Here is a 20,741-nt window from a genome sequence, read left to right as displayed (position 1 = left end):
TCCTAGGCGCCCAGGACCGCCGGTACCGGCAGGGCCGCCGCGTCGTACCGCTCCAGCAGTACCCGAGCCACCTCCGGCGCGGGGCCGAGCACGCCGGCCAGGACATCCGCCGCGGCCGCGCCGCGCGCGATGCGGTCCGGCAGGAAACCGGGGGCCAGCACGTACGGCGCCACGGCGACCCGCTCGCAGCCGAGGGCGCGCAATTCCTGTACCGCGTCCTCGGTACGGGGAAGGGATGCGGAGGCGAACGCAGGTCGCACGGCGCACCAACCGGTGTGCCACCACTCCCGCGCGATGTCGGCGATCACTGCGATCGCCTCCGGGTCGGAGGACCCCGCCGAGGCCAGTACGACCCCGGTCGAGGACTTGTCGGCGGGCGTCAACCCCGCCTCGTACAGGCGCCGCTCCAGCGCCGACAGCAGCAGCGGGGACGGGCCGAGCACGTCCGCCTGCCGGATCCGCAGCCGAGGCGGCGCGTCCCGCAGGACCGCGGGGATGTCCGCCTTGGCGTGGAACGCGCGGGTCAGCAGCAGGGGCAGGGCGACGACGTCACGCACGCCCTCCGCCGCCAGCGACTCCAGCACCCCGTGCACGGACGGGATGGTGAAGTCGAGGAAGCCGGTCTCCACGCGCAGGCCGGGCCGCAGTGCGCGTACCCGCTTCACGAGGGCGTGCACGGTCGCGGCGTGCCGCGGGTCGCGGCTGCCGTGGGCGACGACGAGGAGAACCGGCTGACGGTGCATGGCGGTTCAGCTCTTCACCAGCAGGCCGCGAGTGCGCAGCACCCACCGCTCCAGCGGGCTGAAGATCAGCAGGTCGATGGCGATGCCGACGAACAGGATCAGGAAGATCGCCTCGAACACCATGGACATGGAACTGGCGTTGCGGCCGTTCTCCAGCAGCGCGCCCAGGCCGATGCCCAGGTCGGGGGAGGAGGCGATGATCTCCGCCGCCATCAGTGAGCGCCAGGAGAAGGCCCAGCCCTGCTTCAGGCCCGCGAGATAGCCCGGCAGCGCCGCCGGCAGGACGATGTGCCAGGCGCCCCTCAGGCCCGTCGCGCCCATCGTGCGGCCGGCGCGCAGGAACAGCGGCGGCACCTGGTCGATGCCGGAGACCAGACCGTTGGCGATGGAGGGGACGGCGCCGAGCAGGATCACCGCGTACATCATCTGGTTGTCCAGGCCCAGCCAGATCACGGCCGGCGGCACCCACGCCACCGACGGCAGCGACTGCAGACCGGACAGCACCGGACCGATGGCCGCCCGCAGGAACTTCACCCGGGCCACCAGCAGCCCCAGCGGCGTGCCGATGGCCAGCGCGAACAGGAATCCCAGCAGACCGCGCGAGACGCTGGTCCAGATGTAGCCGAGCAGCTTGCCTTCCAGCCAGGCGTCCTTGAACTCGTTGCCCACGTCGGCAGGGGAGGGCAGCTTCGTCGGATCGTCGACGATCTTGAACGAGATGAGCGCCTGCCAGACGACCAGCACCACCGCGGTGGCGACGATCGGCGGCAGGATCTTGCCGGTGAAGGTCTGCCGGAACGACGTCCGGCCGACGACGCCGGCCTCCAGGGCGTCCAGGCCCGCCTCGACGCTCGCCGCCTCCTGCGGATCGGCCTTCGCTGTGTCAGTGCTGGCCATGACGGCGGATCTCCCCACGCAGGACTTCGGTGATCTCGAGGGACAGTTCGGCAACCGGCGCGTCCTCGATGCGCCGCGGCTGCGGAATGTCCACCTGCCACTCGCGGGCCACCCGGCCCGGGCGGGACGACAGCAGCACCACCCGCTGTGCGAGCCGCACCGCCTCGCGCACGTTGTGCGTGACGAAAAGGACGGACAGGCCCGTCTCCTCCCAGATCCGGGTCAGTTCGTCGTGCAGCAGGTCGCGAGTGATCGCGTCCAGCGCCGCGAACGGCTCGTCCATCAGCAGCAGCTGGCTGTCCTGCGCGAGCGCTCGGGCCATGGCCACGCGCTGCCGCATACCGCCGGACAGCTCGTGCACCCGCTTGCCGTACGCCCCCTGCAGGCGTACGAGTTCGAGCAGCCGCTCGGCCCGCTCGCGCCGTTCGTTCTTCGCGACCCCCCTGAGCTTCAGGGCGAGTTCGATGTTCTTGCCCGCGGTCAGCCACGGGAACAGGGCGTGCTCCTGGAACATCAGAGCCGGACGCCCCTCGGTCGTGATGCTGCCGGCGGAGGGCTGGTCGAGGCCCGCCACCAGGTTCAGCAGGGTCGACTTGCCGCAGCCCGAGGCACCCAGGAGGGTGACGAACTCGCCCGGCGCGACATCGAGGCTGATGTCGTCCAGGACGAGCTGCTGCCCGCCGGGTCCCGCGAAGGACTTGGAGACGTGCTCGATGCGCGCCGCGTGCTCGACGGACGCTGCCGCCTTGGCGAAGGTCGTGGCCATGGTCGTCACCTCCTGGGAACTCTTCGGCTACGGGGGTTACTTGACGCCGAGACCGGCGTCGCTGACGGAGGACTCGCCCTCGGCCGCGAGGACCTTGTTCAGGGGGGTGAGGTCATAGATGCCGTCGAGCTTCGGGTTCTCCAGCAGACCGGCCTTGACGGCGTGCTGCGCCTCGGTGTTGAGGGTCGAGGCCAGCGGGTCGTTCGTGATCTGGATGGACTTCCACGCCGGGTCCAGCACGCCGGCCGGCAGCTCCTTGCCGGAGTCGATGCCCAACTGCTTGTTCACCGCGGCCTTCGCCTCGTCCGGGTTGGCGTTGATCCACTTGTTGGTCTCGACCGACGCCTTCAGCACCGCCTCGACGGCCTTCGGGTGCTCCTTCAGGAACTTCTGCGACACGATGATGTTCGTGATCACGAACTTCTTGCCCGGCCACAGCGTCGATTCGTCCAGCAGCACCTTGCCGCCCTCGGCGACCAGCTTGGAAGCGGTCGGCTCGGGCACCCAGGCCCCGTCGACGGAGCCGGACTTGAACGCGTCCGGGGTCACCTTGTTGTCGGTCCGGACGACCGACACGTCGCCCTTGCCGCTCTCGGCGTCGACCTTCCAGCCCTGCTCGGCCACCCAGTTGAGGAACGCCACGTCCTGCGTGTTTCCCAGCTGGGGCGTCGCGATCTTCTTGCCCTTGACGTCCTTCAGGGACTTGATCTTCTTCGGGTCGACGACCAGCTTCACCCCGCCGGACGCCGAACCGCCGATGATGCGCAGGCTCTTGCCGTCGGACTTGGTGTAGCCGTTGACCGCCGGGGAGGGGCCGATCCAGCCGATGTCGATGGAACCGGAGTTCAGTGCCTCGATCTCGGACGGCCCGGCGTTGAAGATCTGGTAGTCGGCCTTGGTGGCGCCCAACTGCTTCTGGAAGAAGCCCTTCTGGTTGCCGACCAGCGCGGTCGCGTGGGTGAGGTTGCCGAAGTAGCCGATCTTGACGGAGTCCAGTCCGTCGATCTTCTTGGCGCCGGCGGCGACCGTGGCGTTGGCGGTGTCGTCCTTGGACTCGGACCCGTAGCCGCAGGCGGCGAGGGTGAGCAGGGGGAGGGCGGCGAGCGCGGCTATCCCGCGGCGGAGGAGCTTGGAGCGGTTGGCAGGCACGGGAGGGTTTCCTCTCGTTGGCCCGGCGGTCACGGTTTCTCAGGTCGTGGCCGGGAGTCGGCAAAGAGTCTTCGTCGCTTCCGGGACGTCGGGTGGGGGGACGGGGCGCGCAAGCGGTGCGCGTACGTCAGCGCACACATCGCGCCACTCCGCCCTGCCCGCTGCCGAGGGCGCCGCTGCCGACACGGCCGCCCTCCTTCGCGAACGTCGAGTAGACGTCGTTGGCGTTCATGCTCAGAAGTCCCAACCGTCGTCGTCGGACTCGTCCTTGACCGGCTCGGGAGACGCGAACGACTCGCCGACCATGCCCGCGGTGAGCGTGGTGCCGTCGTTCGGATCGATCAGGATGAACGAGCCCGTGCGGCGCGAGTCGGCGTAGGAGTCGACCGGCAGCGGTTCGGCGGTACGGATCTTCACCCGGCCGATGTCGTTCGCGATGAGCTGTCCCGGGTGCGGGTGCAGGGACAGGTCGTCGAGCGTGAGCCGGGACGGGATGTCCCTGACGATCGCCTTGACCGTACGGGTGCCGTGCTTGAGCAGTACCCGGTGCCCGACGGTCAGCGGCTGGTCGGCGACGTGGCAGACGGTCCCCTCCACGTCCTGCGTGGTGGCCGGGGCGTCCTTGGTCGGCACGATCAGGTCGCCGCGCGAGACGTCGATGTCGTCCTCGAGCAGGATGGTCACCGACTGCGTCGTCCAGGCGACGTCGACCGGCTCGCCCAGCAGGTCGATGCCGGAGATCCTGGTGGTCCGGCCGGACGGCAGGACCGTGACGTCCTCGCCCACGCGGAACGTACCGGCGGCGATCTGGCCCGCGTAACCCCGGTAGTCCGGGTGTTCGGCGGTCTGCGGCCGGATCACGTACTGCACGGGCAGCCGCGCGTGGCAGTGCGCCAGGTCGTGGCTGACCGGGACGGTCTCCAGGTGCTCCAGGACGGTCGGGCCGCCGTACCAGTCCATGTGGGCGGACGGCTCCACCACGTTGTCACCGGCGAGCGCCGAGATCGGGATCGCGGTGACGTCGGGCACGCCCAGCTCGGTCGCGTACGCCGTGAACTCCTCGGCGATCGCGGCGAACACGGACTCCTGGTAGTCGACGAGGTCCATCTTGTTGACGGCGAGGACCGCGTGCGGCACGCGCAGCAGCGCGGCGATCGCCGCGTGCCGGCGGGTCTGCTCGACCACGCCGTTGCGGGCGTCGACCAGGATCACCGTCAGCTCGGCCGTGGAGGCACCCGTCACCATGTTGCGGGTGTACTGCACGTGGCCGGGCGTGTCGGCGAGGATGAACCGGCGGCGGGGCGTGGCGAAGTAGCGGTAGGCGACGTCGATGGTGATGCCCTGCTCCCGCTCGGCGCGCAGGCCGTCGGTGAGCAGTGCCAGGTCCGGGCCCTCCTGGCCACGGCTCGCCGACGCGCGCTCCACGGCCTCCAGCTGGTCGGTGAGGACCGACTTGGAGTCGTGCAGCAGCCGTCCGACGAGCGTGGACTTGCCGTCGTCGACGGAGCCGGCGGTGGCGAACCGCAGCAGCGTGGTGGCCGAGAGCGCCTCGGTCGTGGTCGTGCTCATGCTTAGAAGTACCCCTCGCGCTTGCGGTCTTCCATCGCGGCCTCGGAGAGCTTGTCGTCGGCACGCGTGGCGCCGCGCTCGGTGAGCCGGGACGCGGCGATCTCGGCGATGACGGCGTCCAGCGTGGTCGCGTCGGAGTCGACCGCGCCCGTGCAGGACATGTCACCGACGGTCCGGTAGCGGACCAGCCGCGTCTCGACGGTCTCGCCCGCCTTCGGGCCGCCCCACTCGCCCGCCGTCAGCCACATGCCGCTGCGCTGGAACACGTCGCGCTCGTGCGCGAAGTAGATATCCGGCAGCTCGATGCCTTCGCGGGCGATGTACTGCCAGACGTCCAGCTCGGTCCAGTTGGACAGCGGGAAGACGCGGACGTGCTCGCCGGGGGCGTGCCGGCCGTTGTACAGGTTCCACAGCTCGGGCCGCTGGCGGCGCGGGTCCCACTGGGAGAACTCGTCCCGCAGCGAGAACACCCGCTCCTTGGCGCGGGCCTTCTCCTCGTCGCGCCGCCCGCCGCCGAACACGGCGTCGAACTTCTCGCTCTGGATCTTCTCCGTCAGCGGAAGCGTCTGCAGGGGGTTGCGGGTTCCGTCGGGGCGCTCCTTGAGCACACCTCGGTCGATGTAGTCCTGTACGGAGGCCACATGGAGGCGCAGCCCATGTGCGGCAACCACGCGGTCCCGGTATTCCAGTACCTCGGGGAAGTTGTGCCCCGTGTCCACATGGAGCAGCGAGAAGGGGACCGCCGCCGGGGCGAACGCCTTCAGCGCGAGGTGCAGCATGACGATGGAGTCCTTGCCGCCGGAGAACAGGATCACCGGGTTCTCGAACTCGCCCGCCACCTCGCGGAAGATGTGCACCGCCTCGGACTCCAGCGCGTCCAGGTGCGACAGGGCGTAGGGGGTGTCCGTACCCTCACCGCCCGACGCGGTCTTGGCGACGGTCGTCATGCCAGTCCCCTCTCGCTGAGCAGGGCGTACACGGTGGCCGCGGACTCCTGCACGGTCTGGTGGTGCGACTCGATCCGCAGATCGGGCGTCTCGGGCTCCTCGTACGGGTCGTCGACCCCCGTCAGTCCCGACAGCTCGCCCGCGGCCTGCTTGGCGTACAGCCCCTTCACGTCCCGCACCGAGCAGACCTCGACCGGGGTCGCCACGTGGATCTCCAGGTACGGCGTCCCGTTCTCCTCGTGCCGCTTGCGGACGGCGTCCCGGCTGTCCGTGTAGGGGGCGATCACCGGGACCAGCGCCTTGACGCCGTTACGGGCCAGCAGTTCGGCGACGAAGCCGATGCGCTGCACGTTGGTGTGCCGGTCCTCGCGGGAAAAGCCGAGGCCCGCCGAGATGAACTCGCGGATCTCGTCGCCGTCGAGCACCTCGACGCGGTGGCCCTCGGCGCGCAGTCGGCCGGCCAGCTCGTACGCGATGGTGGTCTTGCCGGCGCTCGGCAGACCCGTGAGCCAGACGGTGGCTCCGGTGGTCACGTGGTTCTCCTGTGTCTGTTCGGTCGTCATCCGTGCAGCCCGCACTCGGTCTTGGCGCGGCCCGCCCAGCGGCCGGCGCGAGCGTCCTCGCCCTCCAGGACCCTGCGGGTGCACGGGGCGCAGCCGATGGAGGCGTAGCCGTCCATCAGCAACGGGTTGGTCAGTACGCCGTGTTCGGCGACGTAGGCGTCGACGTCGTCCTGGGTCCAGCGGGCGATCGGGGAGACCTTGACCTTCTGCCGCTTCTCGTCCCAGCCGACCACCGGGGTGTCCGCCCGGGTCGGGGACTCGTCGCGGCGCAGGCCGGTCGCCCACGCCTGATAGCCCTTCAGGCCCTCTTCGAGGGGCTGGACCTTGCGCAACCTGCAGCACAGGTCGGGGTCGCGGTCGTGCAGCTTCGGGCCGTACTCCGCGTCCTGTTCCGCGACCGTCTGCTTCGGCGTGAGGGTGATGACGTTGACATCCATCACCGCCTCGACCGCGTCCCGGGTGCCGATGGTCTCCGGGAAGTGGTAACCGGTGTCGAGGAACACCACATCGACCTTGACGCCCTTCGACACGCGTGAGGCCAGATGGGCGACCACGGCGTCCTCCATGGAGGAGGTGACGCAGAACTTCTCGCCGAAGGTGTCCACCGCCCACTGCAGGATCTCCAGGGCGGGGGCGTCCTCCAGATCACGGCCCGCCTGCTCGGCGAGCGCCTTCAACTGCTCGGTCGTGTGCTTTTCCTGAGCGGTCGTCATGTGCGGTCGTCCCCTCCGTTGTCGGCTCGCTGCAGACCCCGGGCGAGCAGCCCGAGGAACTTCAGCTGGAATGCGCGGTTGCACGCCCCGCATTCCCAGGCGCCGTGGCCCTGCTCGCTCGGACGCAGGTCCTCGTCACCGCAGTAGGGGCAGTAGAAAGGTGCGGCCCGCTCGGTCACGACAGCGCCTCCTCGGAAGCCCGCGCCGCCCAGGTCGCGAAGCGCTCGCCGTCCTCGCGCTCGGCCTGGTAGCGCTTGAGGACACGCTCGACGTAGTCGGGCAGCTCGTCCGAGGTGACCTTCAGGCCGCGCACCTTGCGGCCGAAGCCCGCCTCCAGGCCAAGGGCACCGCCGAGGTGCACCTGGTAGCCCTCGACCTGGTTGCCGTCCCTGTCCAGGACCAGCTGGCCCTTGAGACCGATGTCCGCGACCTGGATGCGGGCGCAGGCGTTCGGGCAGCCGTTGAGGTTGATGGTGATCGGCTGGTCGAAGTCCGGCAGACGGCGCTCCAGTTCGTCGATGAGCTGGGAGCCGCGCTCCTTGGTCTCGACGATGGCGAGCTTGCAGAACTCGATGCCGGTGCAGGCCATGGTGCCGCGCCGGAAGGAGGACGGGCGGGCGGTGAGGTCCAGCGCCTCCAGGCCCTCGACCAGCGAGTCGACCTGCCCCTCCTCGACATCGAGGACGATCATCTTCTGCTCGACGGTGGTGCGGACCCGGCCCGAGCCGTGCGACTCCGCGAGGTCGGCGATCTTCGTCAGCGTGGCGCCGTCGACCCGGCCGACCCGCGGGGCGAACCCGACGTAGAAGCGGCCGTCCTGCTGCCGGTGCACGCCGATGTGGTCGCGCCACTGCTGGACCGGCTGGTCCGGGGCGGGTCCGTCGACCAGCTTGCGCTGGAGGTACTCGTCCTCCAGCACCTGGCGGAACTTCTCCGGGCCCCAGTCGGCGACGAGGAACTTCAGGCGGGCCCGGTTGCGCAGCCGGCGGTAGCCGTAGTCACGGAAGATCGACAGCACGCCCTCGTAGACGTCCGGGACCTCGTCCAGCGGCACCCAGGCGCCCAGGCGCACGCCCAGCCTGGGGTTGGTGGACAGGCCGCCGCCCACCCACACGTCGAAGCCCGGGCCGTGCTCGGGGTGCCGTACGCCGACGAACGCCACGTCGTTGATCTCGTGGACCACGTCCAGCACCGGCGAGCCCGAGATGGCCGTCTTGAACTTGCGCGGCAGGTTCGAGTACGCCTTGTTGTTCAGGACCCGGCGCTTCATCTCCTCCAGCGCCGGGGTGGCGTCGATGATCTCGTCCTCGGCGATGCCGGCGACCGGCGAACCGATCATCACACGCGGGGTGTCACCGCAGGCGGTGACGGTCGACAGGCCGACGCCCTCCAGCCGCTCCCAGATCTCCGGCACGTCCTCGATCCGGATCCAGTGGTACTGGATGTTCTGCCGGTCGGTGATGTCCGCGGTGCCGCGGGCGAACTCCTGGGAGATCTCGCCGATCACCCGCAGCTGCTGCGTCGTCAGCGCCCCGCCGTCGATCCGCACCCGCAGCATGAAGTACGTGTCGTCCAGCTCCTCCGGCTCCAGGATGGCGGTCTTGCCGCCGTCGATCCCGGGACGGCGCTGGGTGTACAGCCCCCACCAGCGCATCCGGCCGCGCAGGTCGTTCGGGTCGATGGAGTCGAAGCCGCGCTTGGAGTAGATCGTCTCAATGCGTGTCCGCACATTGAGACCGTCGTCGTCCTTCTTGAACTGTTCGTTGCCGTTGAGCGGGGTGAAGTGGCCCGCGGCCCACTGACCCTCACCGCGGTGACGGCTCACCTTGCGGCGGGGCGCGGAGGCGGCAGGGTTCTGCGGGGTGGCGGCCATGGTTCTACGTCCTTCAAGACAGGCGGAAAGCGGCTCTGACCTGCGGGTACGCGCGCATGAGGGCATGCGTGCGCGTCCTTGCGCAGCAGGAAGACGGGTGAGGAGGTCTCGGCGGTGCTGGTGCGGTCAGCTCGCCGGACAGATGGCGCTGGACATGCGGCCGAGGTCGACGTGCCGCCGACTCACCAAGGCAATTCCAGTTCCAGACATGACGGAAGCGTGTCACGGCGATCTGGACACAGTCCAGCTTCGTCCATCATGCGGACACCCTTGTCCCGCAATGTGGAACAAGGGTGTCTTCGGTCACATGCCGTGCGAGACGGCTTGTCGGAGCAGGTCAGGCGGGGTAGGCCCCGGGCCAGGGGCCGGGCGCGGACACCTCGGCCTCCTCCTCCACCTTGGTGTCGAACAGGGTGAAGCCCCGCCGCAGGTAGTTGTCCATCGCGAACTCGCCGTCCTTGCTGCAGGTGTGCAGCCACACACGCTTGGTCGGCGTCCGCTCGGCCCAGCGCTCGGCCAGGTCCCAGGCGCGGGCAGCGCCGTACGACAGCAGGTGCCCGCCGATGCGGCGGCCGCGGAAGGCGGGGATCAGACCGAAGTAGACGATCTCGACCACCCCGTCGTCCTGCGGGTCCAGTTCGGCGTATCCGGCGGGGGTGCCGTGGTCGTAGGCCACCCATGTCTCCACGCCGGGGCGGTCCAGGTGCTCCTGCCACCGGGCGTAGCTCCAGCCGAGCCGGTCCGTCCAGCGGATGTCGCCGCCGACCGAGGCGTACAGGAAGCGGCTGAACTCGGGGGAGGGGACCTCGGCGCGGACGATCCGGACGTCGCCGTCGGGGGCGGCGGCCGGCAGGAGGTCGGTCGGCGAGGTCTGTTCCAGGGACCAGGTGGTGACAGGGACACTGCTCATGCCGGTCAGGGAATCATCCCGGCCGGTGGTCTGTCGATCGCCCGGCTCACCCCAGCGAGCGGTCCAGTGCGGCCAGGGGCACCGCGAACAGCATCCGGTCCGACAGGGACCACACCTCGCCCGTCTCCTGCCAGTAGGACAGGGTGCCCGCGGACTCGGCCCAGCAGTGGCGGGAGGCGTCCGAGCCGCAGCGGGCCGCCTTCGCGCCCTTGGTGTCCTGCCGCCACATTCCGCCGTGGCCGCCCGCGGACTCGGACAGGTGTCCCACGTACCAGGACGGAACGGTCGCTCCGGCTCGCCGGTACGACAATACGCCCCGGATCCCGCTGGCCCGGGTCCGGTAGGCCTCGACCGGGTCCACCCGCCCGGCGGCGTCGGTGGCGAGCAGCCCGCCGCGTGCGGGGTCCTTGCTGAACGCGTAACGCCACAGCCGGGCGTGCCGGTCGCTGCCGGGGGCGGTCCACTCGGCGGCGACCAGGCTGTCGGGCACGGTGCCGCGGTCCAGGGAGAGGCCGGCGGGGCAGGGCGGACCGGAGGCGCCGCAGCGGCCGGCGGCGAAGCGGTAGGAGCCCACGGCGGGCATCACGTACTGGTAGCCGTCGGCGGACCAGCCACCGGGCACCCGGCCGATCGCGGGCTCGTCCACCGTGGTGCGCTGGATACGGTCGAGGTCGTAGACGTAGAGCGCGTCGGCGCTGCCGGTCGTGGTGGTGACCAGGAGCTTGTCCTGATACCAGACCATGCCGGAGACGCCGGAGGCCAGGCCGCGGTAGTCGCGGCCGCCCTCGACGGGCACCACCAGGAGCACCCAGCGGTAGGCGGGACGGTCCGGGTCGTCGGCGTCGACGAACGCGACCCTGGCGAGACCCCGCTCGGCGGCCGGCCCGGTGGCGGTGTTGTGGGTCCAGCCGGTGAGGAGCACCCGGTGGCTGCCCCAGACCCCGTCGTCGTCGGCGTCCCCGGAGGTGGTCACCGAGGCCGGCTGCCAGGCGGTGGTCGCCGTGTCGGCCCGGTCCCAGCAGTAGGCGCGGGTGGCGGCCGGGGCGACCGGGAGGGTCTCGCGGTCCTCGGAGGCGCACTCGGCGCCCTCGCGCAGGGTGCGGTCGGCGCTCCGCAGTACGGCGTCCACGCCGACCGGGCGGCCCATGGAGGTGGCGAGCCGGTTCAGTGTGCGGGCGGGCACCCGGTGTTCCCGCAGCCGCAGGGAACCGGTGTCCGCCCGGGAGGCCAGCGGCTTGAGTGCGCCGGGGTTCTCGGCGACCGTGGCCTGCGAGGCGCTGATCAGGGTGGCGACCGCGGTGAGTGCCAGCGCGGTCCCGGCGAGGACCGCGCGAAGGGCCGCGCCCCGCCTGCGTCGGCGGTGTCTGCCGCGATGCTTCATGTCTCCTCCCGAGGCGGGCCAACTGCGCCTGGTGGTCCGTGCGTTCACCGAGGAACAGGTGGGGAGGCCCGTAGGGATGCTACGGCAGTAACGGGCGCCGCGGGGCCAAGTCCCGCAAATATGCGGAAGGCGCCCCGCACGGAACGGACCACCCCGCCGCCGGCCGCCCGCCCCGCGGCCGCCATGCCCCCTGTTCGGCCGCCGTCATGCGCGCCGTTCCGTCGCCGTCCGGCCGCCGTTCGGCCGTCATGCGCGCCGACCCGCCGCCGTGCGCGCCGACCCGCCACCGCCGGCCGCCGCCCCGCCGCCATTCGGCCGTTATGCGCGCCGACCCGCTGCCGTGCGCGTCGTCCCGCCGTCGTGCGGCCGTCATGCGCGCCGACCGTCGCCGACCGCCGCCGTCGGCCGCCGCCCCGCGGCCGTCGTCCGGCCGTCATGTGCGCCGACCTGCTGCCGTGCGCGTCGTTCCGCCGCCCCGCGGCCGTCATGCGCGCCGACCGCCGCCGGCCGCCGTCCCGCCGTCATGCGCGCCGACCCGCTGCCGTGCGCGCCGTTCCGCCACCGCCGGCCGCCGCCCCGCGACCGTCATGCGCGCCAACCGCCGCCGCCGGCCGCCGTCGGCCGCCGCCCCGCGGCCGTCGTCCGGCCGTCATGCGCGCCGACCCGCTGCCGTGCGCGCCGTTCCGCCGTCGTGCGGCCGTCATGCGCGCTGACCGCCGCCGGCCGCCGCCCCGCGGCTGTCATGCGCGCCGACCGCCGCCGCCGGCCGCCGTCCCGCCGCCTGCGTGCAGTCCCGCCGCCGTCAGCCCGCGTCCGCCGCCGCTCTGCGCCGCGCCACCGCCGGTGCCGTCGACTGGGGCAGCAGGTCACGGAGGTCACCGGGCAGCAGCACTTCGAGCTCCGCGTCCTCACGGAAACGGTACGGCCGGTGGTGCAGAAAATCCCCGAGATACCGCCGAACCCTGGACATCTCTGCTCTCACCGTCACTGTTCGTGACGGGTCGCCGAACAGATCCTCGGCGAGGCCCGCCGCGCCTCGCCCCGCGCGGTGTTCGGTGAGCAGGTAGAGCAACTCCGCGTGCCGGGGACTGAGTTCGCGGGACCAGGAGCCCGCCGCGCCGTCCACGGTCACCGAGGTGCGACCCACCCGGCTCAGATCCAGCACGATCCGAGGGGTGGTGGACGGCAGCGGGTCCTCGGCCGCCCGCAGCAGCCAGCCCCCGGCCAGCGGCTCCACCGCGCAGGTGCCGAGCGCGGGCAGCCACCGGCGGCCCGGCGCGAGGGACTTGGGCAGCGTGACGCGCCGTACGTACGGCATCCCGGTCACGGCCGCCGTCCAGCCGTCCCGGTCCACCACCAGCGCCCTTCCGACCAGCCGGGCCAGCGCGGGCGCCGCCACCGCGCGCAGCCGCTCCAGCGAGGCCAGGTGCAGCTCCCGCAGCCGGGCCTCGGCGAGTTTGGCCACCGCGTCCACCCAGGCGAGGGTCGCCGGATGCATGGTCTCCAGCGGGCCGCTCACGTCCACCACGCCGATGAGGCTGCCGTCCTTGGGGTCGGTGATCGGGGCTCCCGTGCAGGTCCAGGAGGCGTGCGAGCGGACGAAGTGCTCGGCGGCGAAGACCTGCACGGGCCGCCGTACGACCGCCGGGGTGCCCACGCCGTTGGTGCCGACGACGTCTTCCCGCCAGTCGGCGCCGAGTTCGAACCCGAGACCGTCGGCCTTACGGAGCACCGGCGACGATCCCTCCCGCCACAGCACGCGTCCCTCGGCGTCCGCGACGACCATGATGTGATGGGCGACGTCCGCGACCGAAAGCAGACCCTGGCGCAGCACGGGCATGACGTGTCTGAGCGGTGACTCCTCCCGTCTGCGCCGGACCTCGTCGGCGGGCAGCAGCCGGGATCTGAAGTCGTGGTCGGGGTCCACGCCGCTGCGCAGCATCCGCCCCCAGGACTGCTCGATCACCGGGCGGGGTGCGATCCGCGCACGTTGCCCGGCCAGCGTCGCCTCGCGCACCTCACTCAGCACCCGCGCCGCCTGCGCCGCGTCCACGGCGGCCAGGCGCGCCACGTTCATCGGCGGGTTCGCCACTGGGGTCCTCCCGGAAGGGCATCGAACACACTTGTCAAGCCGTCCGGGCGGCGGTTTCCGGTCCGACTGTTCCCCACATACTGCCGTTTGGCGCATGCCGGAGGCACACACTCCGTGCACCGTCACCAACAAGTTGCAACCCCCTGCAACCCTGGTGAATCGCATGAGGCTGGCCGAGACTTGACCACGAAGCCGCCTCCGGGCGGCGTTCGTGGCCTCGAACGGGCCCACAGCGGGGGTGGTGCCGTGTCGGCGCAGCACCACCCCCGCGACGCCTGCGCCGAAACGGGCGGCCCCATCCGGGTCAGGACACCGGCCGGGCCCGCTCCACCACCGACGCCAGGTCCAGGCCGGCCGGCAGCGTACCGAAGGCGGCTCCCCGGTCTCTGCCGAGCCGCGAGGCGCAGAACGCGTCGGCGACCTCCGGCGGCGAGTGCCGCACCAGCAGCGACCCCTGGAGCACCAGCGCGAGGCGCTCCACCACCCGCCGCGCCCGGCCCTCGGCGCCGTTCAGGTCGGCGAGTTCGGTGAACAGGTCCTTCACCGCCCGGTCCAGCCGGTGGTCGGCACCGTGCGTCCGCCCGATCTCGGTGAGACAGGCGTCCAGCGCGCCCGGCTCGCGCTGCAGCGCCCGCAGCACGTCCAGCGCCTGCACGTTTCCGGCGCCCTCCCAGATGGAGTTCAGCGGCGACTCGCGCACCAGCCGGGGCAGGCCCCACTCCTCGACGTACCCGTTGCCGCCCAGGCACTCCGCGGCCTCCACCGCGAGCGGCGCGCAGCGCTTGGTGATCCAGTACTTGGCGGCCGGCACCGCGAGCCGCAGCAGGGCGCGCTCCTGCTCGCCCCCGTCGTCGTAGGCGGCCGCGAGCCGGAGCGCCAGCGCGGTCGCGGCCTCCGACTCCAGGGCGAGGTCGGCCAGCACGTTGCGCATCAGCGGCTTGTCGATCAGCTTGCCGCCGAACGCCTCGCGGTGCCCGCAGTGGTGGACGGCCTGTGCGACCGCCTGCCGCATCAGGCCCGCCGAGCCGAGCGCGCAGTCCAGCCGGGTCGCGGCGACCATCTCGATGATGGTGCGCACCCCGCGCCCCTCCTCGCCGACCCGGCGCGCCCAGGTGCCGGCGAACTCGACCTCGGCGGAGGCGTTGGACCGGTTGCCCAGCTTGTCCTTGAGCCGCTGGAGCAGGAACACGTTGCGGGCGCCGTCCGCCAGGACGCGCGGGACCAGGAAACAGGTGAGCCCGCCGGGGGCCTGCGCCAGCACCAGGAAGCCGTCGGACATCGGCGCCGAGCAGAACCACTTGTGCCCGGTCAGCTCGTACGTCCCGTCCTCGGCGAGCGGCCGCGCCTCGGTGGTGTTCGCCCGTACGTCGCTGCCGCCCTGTTTCTCGGTCATGCCCATGCCGAAGAGGGCGCCGGCCTTCCGCGCGGCGGGCCGCAGGTCCTGGTCGTAGATCGCGGAGGTCAGCCGTGGCTCCCACTCGGCGGCCAGGTCCGGGTCGGCCCGCAGTGCGGGAACCGCCGCGTGCGTCATCGACAGCGGGCAGCAGGTGCCCGCCTCGACCTGGCTCCAGACCAGGAACGCGGCCGCCCTGCGCACATGACCGGCCGGCCGGGTCCAGGCGCCGGTCAGCCCGGCCGAGACGCCCTTGCCGAGCAGCCGGTGCCAGGCCGGATGGAAGTCGACCTGGTCGATCCGGTGGCCGTACCGGTCGTGCGTGCGCAGCCGTGGTGGGTACTCGTTCGCCTGCACGGCCCACTCCTGCAGCTGCGCCGAGCCCGAGGCCCGGCCCAGCGCGGACAGCTCCGCGCGCACCTCCTCCAGCACGTCCGGAGCGGTGTGCCGCTCGACCGCCTCCACGAGGGCCCGGTCGGCGGCGAAGACGTCGTAGCCCACCAGCGGAGGCGGCTGGTTCTGCACGGTGTGGGTGGAGTTGCCTGCCATGATTGCGAACCTACCCGGGATCGCGGCGATGCTGGCCTCCAGAGTGGCACAGCATGCCCGCGGGTGCGTCGGGCCCGGTCACCCGCCCCGGAAGGTGGGGGCGGTCCCCTACGGCGGATACCGTTAGGTCGTGCAGTCAGGAAGTGAAACCCCCGAGCGGCCCGCCGGCCGGCTCCACCGGGCCAGAGCCCTCTACCGCAACGTATCCAAGCGCAGGACCGCCTGGCTGCTACTCAAGGACACCGTCAACTCCTGCATGGAATACCGCATCCTGGGCCTGGCGGCCGAGGCGGCGTTCTTCACGCTGCTGTCCGTGCCGCCGCTGCTGCTGAGCCTCATCGGCCTCCTCGGCTACGTCGACGCCTGGACCGGCGCGGACACCATCAAGGGCCTGGAGAACAACCTCCTCGAGGCCTCCCGCACGGTTCTGTCCGACAAGGGCGTGAAGGAGATCGCCGAGCCGATCCTGCACGACGTGATGAAGGGCGGCAGACCGGACGTCATCTCCATCGGCTTCCTGTTCGCCCTGTGGTCGGGCTCCCGCGCGGTGAACGTCTTCATCGACACGATCACCGTCATGTACGGCCTCGACGGCGTCCGCGGCATCGTCAAGACCCGGATCATGGCCTTCCTGCTGTTCATCGTGGCCCTGCTGATCGGCTCGGTCGCGCTGCCGCTGATGGTGGCGGGACCGGACGCGGTGGTGCGGATCGTGCCCTGGTCGGAGACGGTCGTCCAGGTCCTGTACTGGCCGGTCGTCATCGTGCTGTCGATCGTCTTCCTGACGACCCTGTACCACGTGTCCGTGCCCGTCCGCTCCCCGTGGATCGAGGACGTCCCCGGTGCCCTGGTCGCCCTCGCCATGTGGGTCCTCGGCAGCTTCCTGCTGCGCATCTACCTGACCAGCAGCATCGAGGGCGCCACGATCTACGGTTCCCTCGCCGCCTCCGTGGCGGTGCTGCTGTGGATCGGGGTGTCCGCCTTCGCCGTGCTCGTCGGCGCGGCGGTGAACGCCGCCATCGACCGGGTCTGGCCGGCGGCCGCCACGGCCGCAGCCCGTGCGGCCAACGAACGGATCCGCGAGGTCCAGGTCGCCGAGTACGTCGCCCGTGCCGCCGCCTTCCGCGAGGCCGACCCCGACGACCCCGACATGCCCTCCGAGTTCCCCGAACGCTGGTCCCGCTTCCTGCCCCCGGAGGACGTCACGGCCCGCCTGCGCACCCACGCGAGGAACCCCCACCACCACCCGCACAAGGGGAACGGGGAGACACCCGCACACGGCAAGTGAGCCGGCCGCGCCCTGCCGTCGGCAGCGCCGGCCGCCGCACCTCCGGCCGGTCGCCCTCGCGGGCGGGGCCACCGACCGCGACCGCCACTTCCGGCGCCCCCACGCCCGGGAAAAGCACCAGGTGGGCCCGGTGAAGCCGCGCGCCCGCGAGACCGCTTGACCGGCACCCCGCCGGCCCGGCCGCAGCGGCCACCGGGCAGGAGCAGCGCCTGCGGGGCGGTGCCGGGGGCGTCGGCGCAGGTGTACGGGTCGGGGCCGCGCGCGATCGCCTGGTCGCCGGGGTGCAGCCGGACCTGTTCACCGCCGCCGTCGGGGTGATCCAGGCGTCACCGCGCGCCAGCAGCATCACTGTCAGCGGGGCCCCTCCCGGCCGACGTGTGGCAGTGCCCGCTCACCACCCCGCTGCTCATGGGGGAGACCGTCCGCGTCGAACCCGTGCGCACGCCGAGGTCCATCGAGCCGTTCAGGGAGCTGCCGTCCGGGTGGCGGCACTCGCCGCCGCCGGGCGTACGGCGTCAGCTCGCAGGAGCACCGTACCCGGGCGGCGTAGCCTGGCGTGCGTGTACGAGGAGCGGCCGTCCCGGCTGACCGGCGCGGTGGTGTGGCGGCGCACCCCGGAGGACCCCGCCGTCCGCCCGGTGCTGCCCGACGGCTGCATGGACCTGCTGTACAGCGAGGGCCAGCTGCTGGTCGCGGGCCCCGACACCCGCGCGTACGTCCCCGGGGGCCCGCCCCGCGCCTGGGCCGGCATCCGCTTCTTCCCCGGCACCGCGCCCACCCTGCTCGGCGTACCGGCCCACGAACTGCGCGACACCCGAGTCGCGTTGGCGGACCTCTGGCCCGCCACCCGGGTACGGCGGTTGCGTGACCGCGTCGCATCGGCCCCCGACCCGGCCACGGCTCTGGAGGACATCGCCCTGGACCGGGCCGCACGGTCCAGGCCCCCCGACCTCCTCCTGCGCCGGCTCGTGGAGTGCCTGGACGCCGGCCGCCCGGTGGCGGCGACGGCCGACGAACTCGGCATCGGCGCCCGCCAGTTGCACCGCCGCTCCGTGACCGCTTTCGGCTACGGCCCCAAGACGCTGGCCCGCATCCTGCGCCTGCAACGCGCCCTGGCCCTGGCCCGCTCCGGCATCCCCTACGCCGAGACGGCGGCCCGCGCCGGATACGCGGACCAGCCCCACCTGGCCCGTGACGTAAGGGAGCTGGCGGATGCGACGCTCGGCGAACTACTCGGCCGCCAGAGGCGCGAACAGGTCGACGCCGTTGCCGTCGGGGTCGTGCACGGTGGCGTACCGCTGCCCCCAGAAGGCGTCCCACGGCTTGAGCTCCCCGTGGTACCCGGCGCCCACCAGATCCTCGTACACGGCGTCGACCTCGGCCGGTGAACCGCACCGGAAGGCGAGCGCGACCCGCCCCCCACCGGTGGGCGGCCGCCACCCCGAGTGAAACGACCGGACGGTCGCCTCGGTGTCCAGCGCGAGGACCAGCCCCCCGGGCAACTCGGCCTCGACATGGGGCTGTTCCTCGGCCCCGTCAGGGAAGACCAGCCCGAGGCGACGGTAGAAGGTGAGCGAGGCGGCCAGATCGGAGGCCACCATGCCGATCACGGCGAATCGTGGAGTCATGCGGCCACCGTAGGCAGGTGGTCGGCGACCGGTCTTGAAGGAATCGGACGCGGCGGCCCCGGGCGACAAGCAGTTGCATGGGCGCCCCCGTGGTGCTCCCCGGCGGACTCGTCACGGACCTGTTCGCCCGCGTGCCGGACGCGCTGCTCCCGCCCGGCAAACCGGCGCGTACAGCGGCCCTGGCCGGCCCGGGCCTGCCCGTCCCCGACCCCGTCCCGGAGATCGCCCTGGTTCCGGTGCACCCGCAGACGGGCGAGACGTGGCAGCCGCCCGGCGGCCCTGCGACCGTGCCGCTGCCGGCCGACGTGTGGCAGGCCCTGGCGTTCCCCGAGGACCGCTCGCTGCTGCCGGTGACCGGCGGACTGCGCCGCGACGTCCAGCGCGACGACCCGCTGCCGCTGCGCCCGCACCGGCTCTTCCGGCCCGACCGGCACGTCTTCCTGTACACGCTGGCCCGGCTCCCCGCCGTCCGGCAGCCGTGGCTGCGCGGTGTCTACGACCAGGCGGGGGACTACCGGAACTTCCACCTGTTCTAGAAGGTCACCGGCCCCCGCGGAGTCGACACGGTGAAGGAGATGGCGAACGGCCCCTCGGAGACCGTGAGTTCGGTGCCCAGGGCGGACAACACGGGCCGCACCTGCTCCGGGTCGGGTGCCGTGGCCGCCACCTCCAGCAGCGGCGTGACGGGAAGATCCGTGCCGGTCGGGTGCACCGACTCACCCCAGTCGATGAGGAACGGAACCAGCCCCGAGGGGTGCGCGGTGCCGCTGTCGGTCAGCCGCCACCGCAGCAGGGTGCCGTCCGGAGTGCGGCGGCTCATCGGGTGGACCGGCCCCGGATCGTAGCCGCCCTCGCGGGCGCCGTTGATCGCCGCCTCCAGATCGGGTGCGCTGATCGCCCAGGTCACCGTGCGCGCACCGGTCAGGCGGTCGACCCCGAACGGCCGCAGCTCCACCGGCTCCGGCTGCTCCGGGTCCGGCCCGATGATCTCCAGATAGCTCCGGCCGCCGAGCGACACCAGATGGTTCCGGGTGCCGAGCCCCACGTGCACTCCACCGGGCGCCGGCGTCACCCCCGTCCGCCGTGCGAAGTCGGCGACGGTCGCGGTCAGATCGGGCGTGGCCAGGACGAGGTGGTCAAGCAGCGGTGGAATACGGCTCATACTTGAGGAACGCGGTCCAGACCGAAGGCGTGACCGTGAGGTGCGGAGCGGTGGGGGTCTTGGAGTCGCGGATGTGGACGGCGGTGGGCTGGAGGGCGACTTCGAGGCAGGCGCCGCCTTCGCCGCTGCTGTAGCTCGACTTGAACCACTCAAGTGCGGTGTCGCTCATTGCTCTCCTAGCAGACGGTCCAACAGGTCCCGCGTGTCCTCGGTGTTGAGGGCCTGCGTCCGCAGCATCGCATACTTCTGTGTCAGGATCCCCACCTCGTCGGGGTCGGCGATCAGGGTGCTACCACGCTGTGTCTCGCTGTACGCGAGTCGTTGATGCTCGGGGGTCTCCAGCAGGATGAACGGGCCCTCGAGGCCGGCATGCGACGTCCGGCCGAGTGGCAGTACCTGCACGGAGATTCCCTTCATACCGGCGTACTCCCGCAGGTGCCGCAGTTGCTCGACGTAGACCCCCCTTCCACCCAACCGATCCCGCAGTGCGGCCTCCCAGATCACGAAGCTCGCGGTCGGCGGCGTCTTGCGGTGCAGGATCTCCCGCCGCTCGATGCGTGCCGCTACGAACTGATCGATCTCGTCCTCGTCGTAGACCGGCACACGGCTGCTGAACACCGCCCGCGCATACGCCTCTGTCTGCAACAGCCCGGGCACCAGCAGGCTCTCGTACCAGGAGATGACGATCGCTTCCCGCTCCTGATCCAGATACTCCTCCGCCCACATCGGAACAAGATCCACCTCAGGCATCCTGCTCACAGCAACCGACAGCGTCCCCTTGGTGTCGAGGAGTTCGTCCAGCTGCTCGGCGACATCGGGCTTCAACGGTCGTCTGCCCTGTTCGATCGAAGCGATCATCTCCTCGCCGAGGACGGACCGCTGACCCAGCGAGTTCTGTGTGTATCCGGCCGCCTCGCGGTGGAGTGCGAGCAGCGCCCCCACCATCTTCATCGCCGAGGCGTTCTTCCGTGCCCGTCGAGTCGTGCCCATGCGGTCGAACTCCCCACCCGCTCGCGTACGTTCCGTCTCATAATGGATACTCAGAGTGACTCCGGTCACCTGAATGCCGAAATTCCCCACCTCGGCCCGGTAGCCCCTACGGGTGGAGTTCGCCGCCG

General features: G+C 71.7%; 21 protein-coding genes and 2 pseudogenes. 3 read left to right on the top strand and 20 right to left on the bottom strand.

Going from position 1 to position 20,741, the window contains the following annotated elements:
- Window positions 1-2: 2 nt before the first annotated feature.
- The 15 genes from ACFZDC_RS06925 to ACFZDC_RS06855 form a co-directional block, all read right to left on the bottom strand.
- Complete coding sequence (locus ACFZDC_RS06925; RefSeq protein ID WP_391320914.1) at window positions 3-743, bottom strand: CbiX/SirB N-terminal domain-containing protein; 741 nt, start codon at window positions 741-743, stop codon at window positions 3-5.
- Window positions 744-749: 6 nt separating this feature from the next.
- Window positions 750-1,640 carry an ABC transporter permease subunit gene (locus ACFZDC_RS06920; RefSeq protein ID WP_391320912.1) on the bottom strand — a complete coding sequence of 297 codons (891 nt, stop codon included), beginning with the start codon at window positions 1,638-1,640 and terminating at the stop codon, window positions 750-752.
- A complete protein-coding gene (locus ACFZDC_RS06915) occupies window positions 1,627-2,406 on the bottom strand; it encodes an ATP-binding cassette domain-containing protein (RefSeq protein WP_391320910.1) in 780 nt (259 codons plus the stop codon). Before ACFZDC_RS06915 ends, ACFZDC_RS06920 begins: the two co-directional genes overlap by 14 nt.
- Before the next feature lie 36 nt (window positions 2,407-2,442).
- Complete coding sequence (locus ACFZDC_RS06910) at window positions 2,443-3,555, bottom strand: aliphatic sulfonate ABC transporter substrate-binding protein (protein WP_391320908.1); 1,113 nt, start codon at window positions 3,553-3,555, stop codon at window positions 2,443-2,445.
- A gap of 234 nt (window positions 3,556-3,789) precedes the next feature.
- The gene (locus ACFZDC_RS06905; RefSeq protein WP_391320906.1) at window positions 3,790-5,124 is read right to left on the bottom strand and encodes a GTP-binding protein; all 1,335 of its coding nucleotides are present in this window, start codon (window positions 5,122-5,124) and stop codon (window positions 3,790-3,792) included.
- Window positions 5,125-5,126: 2 nt separating this feature from the next.
- A complete protein-coding gene (gene cysD / locus ACFZDC_RS06900; RefSeq protein WP_391320904.1) occupies window positions 5,127-6,071 on the bottom strand; it encodes a sulfate adenylyltransferase subunit CysD in 945 nt (314 codons plus the stop codon).
- Entirely contained in the window at window positions 6,068-6,604 is a 537-nt protein-coding gene (cysC, locus tag ACFZDC_RS06895; RefSeq protein ID WP_391320902.1) for an adenylyl-sulfate kinase, read from the bottom strand. The genes cysD and cysC overlap by 4 nt, the downstream gene beginning before the upstream one ends.
- A gap of 26 nt (window positions 6,605-6,630) precedes the next feature.
- Complete coding sequence (locus tag ACFZDC_RS06890; RefSeq protein ID WP_391320900.1) at window positions 6,631-7,347, bottom strand: phosphoadenylyl-sulfate reductase; 717 nt, start codon at window positions 7,345-7,347, stop codon at window positions 6,631-6,633.
- The gene (locus tag ACFZDC_RS06885; protein ID WP_391320898.1) at window positions 7,344-7,526 is read right to left on the bottom strand and encodes a hypothetical protein; all 183 of its coding nucleotides are present in this window, start codon (window positions 7,524-7,526) and stop codon (window positions 7,344-7,346) included. Before ACFZDC_RS06885 ends, ACFZDC_RS06890 begins: the two co-directional genes overlap by 4 nt.
- Window positions 7,523-9,220, bottom strand: a complete 1,698-nt coding sequence (locus tag ACFZDC_RS06880) for a nitrite/sulfite reductase (RefSeq protein ID WP_391320896.1) — start codon at window positions 9,218-9,220, stop codon at window positions 7,523-7,525. Before ACFZDC_RS06880 ends, ACFZDC_RS06885 begins: the two co-directional genes overlap by 4 nt.
- A 126-nt stretch (window positions 9,221-9,346) precedes the next feature.
- Window positions 9,347-9,430 carry a putative leader peptide gene (locus ACFZDC_RS06875; protein WP_309486338.1) on the bottom strand — a complete coding sequence of 28 codons (84 nt, stop codon included), beginning with the start codon at window positions 9,428-9,430 and terminating at the stop codon, window positions 9,347-9,349.
- A gap of 127 nt (window positions 9,431-9,557) precedes the next feature.
- Complete coding sequence (locus tag ACFZDC_RS06870) at window positions 9,558-10,130, bottom strand: GNAT family N-acetyltransferase (protein ID WP_391320894.1); 573 nt, start codon at window positions 10,128-10,130, stop codon at window positions 9,558-9,560.
- Window positions 10,131-10,176: 46 nt separating this feature from the next.
- Entirely contained in the window at window positions 10,177-11,511 is a 1,335-nt protein-coding gene (locus tag ACFZDC_RS06865) for a hypothetical protein (RefSeq protein ID WP_391320892.1), read from the bottom strand.
- An 802-nt stretch (window positions 11,512-12,313) separates the two neighbouring features.
- Complete coding sequence (locus tag ACFZDC_RS06860; protein ID WP_391321550.1) at window positions 12,314-13,588, bottom strand: GAF domain-containing protein; 1,275 nt, start codon at window positions 13,586-13,588, stop codon at window positions 12,314-12,316.
- Window positions 13,589-13,907: 319 nt separating this feature from the next.
- Window positions 13,908-15,545 carry an acyl-CoA dehydrogenase family protein gene (locus tag ACFZDC_RS06855; RefSeq protein WP_391320890.1) on the bottom strand — a complete coding sequence of 546 codons (1,638 nt, stop codon included), beginning with the start codon at window positions 15,543-15,545 and terminating at the stop codon, window positions 13,908-13,910.
- Between the two features lie 130 nt (window positions 15,546-15,675).
- Here ACFZDC_RS06855 and ACFZDC_RS06850 point away from each other — a divergent pair, with 130 nt between their 5' ends.
- On the top strand, window positions 15,676-16,833 hold the full coding sequence (locus ACFZDC_RS06850) for a YhjD/YihY/BrkB family envelope integrity protein (protein WP_391320888.1): 1,158 nt from the start codon (window positions 15,676-15,678) through the stop codon (window positions 16,831-16,833).
- A gap of 158 nt (window positions 16,834-16,991) precedes the next feature.
- Here ACFZDC_RS06850 and ACFZDC_RS06845 read toward each other — a convergent pair.
- A pseudogene (locus ACFZDC_RS06845) lies at window positions 16,992-17,179 on the bottom strand (cupin domain-containing protein); the annotation flags it as partial.
- Between the two features lie 214 nt (window positions 17,180-17,393).
- Between ACFZDC_RS06845 and ACFZDC_RS06840 the strand changes: the two are divergent.
- Window positions 17,394-18,074, top strand: a pseudogene (locus ACFZDC_RS06840) (helix-turn-helix domain-containing protein); the annotation flags it as partial.
- Here the strand turns inward: ACFZDC_RS06840 and ACFZDC_RS06835 are convergent.
- The gene (locus ACFZDC_RS06835) at window positions 18,063-18,461 is read right to left on the bottom strand and encodes a VOC family protein (protein WP_391320885.1); all 399 of its coding nucleotides are present in this window, start codon (window positions 18,459-18,461) and stop codon (window positions 18,063-18,065) included. The pseudogene ACFZDC_RS06840 and the gene ACFZDC_RS06835 overlap by 12 nt on opposite strands.
- 77 nt (window positions 18,462-18,538) lie before the next feature.
- Between ACFZDC_RS06835 and ACFZDC_RS06830 the strand changes: the two genes are divergently transcribed.
- Window positions 18,539-18,997, top strand: a complete 459-nt coding sequence (locus ACFZDC_RS06830; protein ID WP_391320883.1) for a hypothetical protein — start codon at window positions 18,539-18,541, stop codon at window positions 18,995-18,997.
- Here ACFZDC_RS06830 and ACFZDC_RS06825 read toward each other — a convergent pair.
- From ACFZDC_RS06825 to ACFZDC_RS06815, 3 genes are read right to left on the bottom strand one after another with little or no spacing between them, the layout of a single operon-like run.
- Entirely contained in the window at window positions 18,994-19,623 is a 630-nt protein-coding gene (locus ACFZDC_RS06825; protein WP_391320881.1) for a VOC family protein, read from the bottom strand. The two genes, ACFZDC_RS06830 and ACFZDC_RS06825, sit on opposite strands and share 4 nt — an antisense overlap.
- The gene (locus ACFZDC_RS06820; protein WP_391320880.1) at window positions 19,598-19,792 is read right to left on the bottom strand and encodes a DUF397 domain-containing protein; all 195 of its coding nucleotides are present in this window, start codon (window positions 19,790-19,792) and stop codon (window positions 19,598-19,600) included. The genes ACFZDC_RS06825 and ACFZDC_RS06820 overlap by 26 nt, the downstream gene beginning before the upstream one ends.
- Window positions 19,789-20,613 carry a Scr1 family TA system antitoxin-like transcriptional regulator gene (locus ACFZDC_RS06815; RefSeq protein ID WP_391321548.1) on the bottom strand — a complete coding sequence of 275 codons (825 nt, stop codon included), beginning with the start codon at window positions 20,611-20,613 and terminating at the stop codon, window positions 19,789-19,791. Before ACFZDC_RS06815 ends, ACFZDC_RS06820 begins: the two co-directional genes overlap by 4 nt.
- Window positions 20,614-20,741 lie beyond the last annotated feature (128 nt).

It is taken from the genome of Streptomyces sp. NPDC007905, from assembly GCF_042959345.1.
Classification (GTDB): Bacteria; Actinomycetota; Actinomycetes; order Streptomycetales; family Streptomycetaceae; genus Streptomyces.
Note: the sequence above shows the minus strand (reverse complement) of the source record. Positions and strands in the feature narration are given on the sequence as shown.

Bases quoted from the DNA above. Each gene is read 5' to 3' on its own strand.
- ACFZDC_RS06925 (WP_391320914.1), bottom strand. From the start codon at position 743: ATGCACCGTCAGCCGGTTCTCCTCGTCGTCGCCCACGGCAGCCGCGAC.
- ACFZDC_RS06920 (WP_391320912.1), bottom strand. From the start codon at position 1,640: ATGGCCAGCACTGACACAGCGAAGGCCGATCCGCAGGAGGCGGCGAGC.
- ACFZDC_RS06915 (WP_391320910.1), bottom strand. From the start codon at position 2,406: ATGGCCACGACCTTCGCCAAGGCGGCAGCGTCCGTCGAGCACGCGGCG.
- ACFZDC_RS06905 (WP_391320906.1), bottom strand. From the start codon at position 5,124: ATGAGCACGACCACGACCGAGGCGCTCTCGGCCACCACGCTGCTGCGG.
- cysD (WP_391320904.1), bottom strand. From the start codon at position 6,071: ATGACGACCGTCGCCAAGACCGCGTCGGGCGGTGAGGGTACGGACACC.
- ACFZDC_RS06890 (WP_391320900.1), bottom strand. From the start codon at position 7,347: ATGACGACCGCTCAGGAAAAGCACACGACCGAGCAGTTGAAGGCGCTC.
- ACFZDC_RS06880 (WP_391320896.1), bottom strand. From the start codon at position 9,220: ATGGCCGCCACCCCGCAGAACCCTGCCGCCTCCGCGCCCCGCCGCAAG.
- ACFZDC_RS06875 (WP_309486338.1), bottom strand. From the start codon at position 9,430: ATGTCTGGAACTGGAATTGCCTTGGTGAGTCGGCGGCACGTCGACCTC.
- ACFZDC_RS06870 (WP_391320894.1), bottom strand. From the start codon at position 10,130: ATGAGCAGTGTCCCTGTCACCACCTGGTCCCTGGAACAGACCTCGCCG.
- ACFZDC_RS06865 (WP_391320892.1), bottom strand. From the start codon at position 11,511: ATGAAGCATCGCGGCAGACACCGCCGACGCAGGCGGGGCGCGGCCCTT.
- ACFZDC_RS06860 (WP_391321550.1), bottom strand. From the start codon at position 13,588: ATGAACGTGGCGCGCCTGGCCGCCGTGGACGCGGCGCAGGCGGCGCGG.
- ACFZDC_RS06855 (WP_391320890.1), bottom strand. From the start codon at position 15,545: ATGGCAGGCAACTCCACCCACACCGTGCAGAACCAGCCGCCTCCGCTG.
- ACFZDC_RS06835 (WP_391320885.1), bottom strand. From the start codon at position 18,461: ATGACTCCACGATTCGCCGTGATCGGCATGGTGGCCTCCGATCTGGCC.
- ACFZDC_RS06830 (WP_391320883.1), top strand. From the start codon at position 18,539: ATGGGCGCCCCCGTGGTGCTCCCCGGCGGACTCGTCACGGACCTGTTC.
- ACFZDC_RS06825 (WP_391320881.1), bottom strand. From the start codon at position 19,623: ATGAGCCGTATTCCACCGCTGCTTGACCACCTCGTCCTGGCCACGCCC.
- ACFZDC_RS06820 (WP_391320880.1), bottom strand. From the start codon at position 19,792: ATGAGCGACACCGCACTTGAGTGGTTCAAGTCGAGCTACAGCAGCGGC.
- ACFZDC_RS06815 (WP_391321548.1), bottom strand. From the start codon at position 20,613: ATGGGCACGACTCGACGGGCACGGAAGAACGCCTCGGCGATGAAGATG.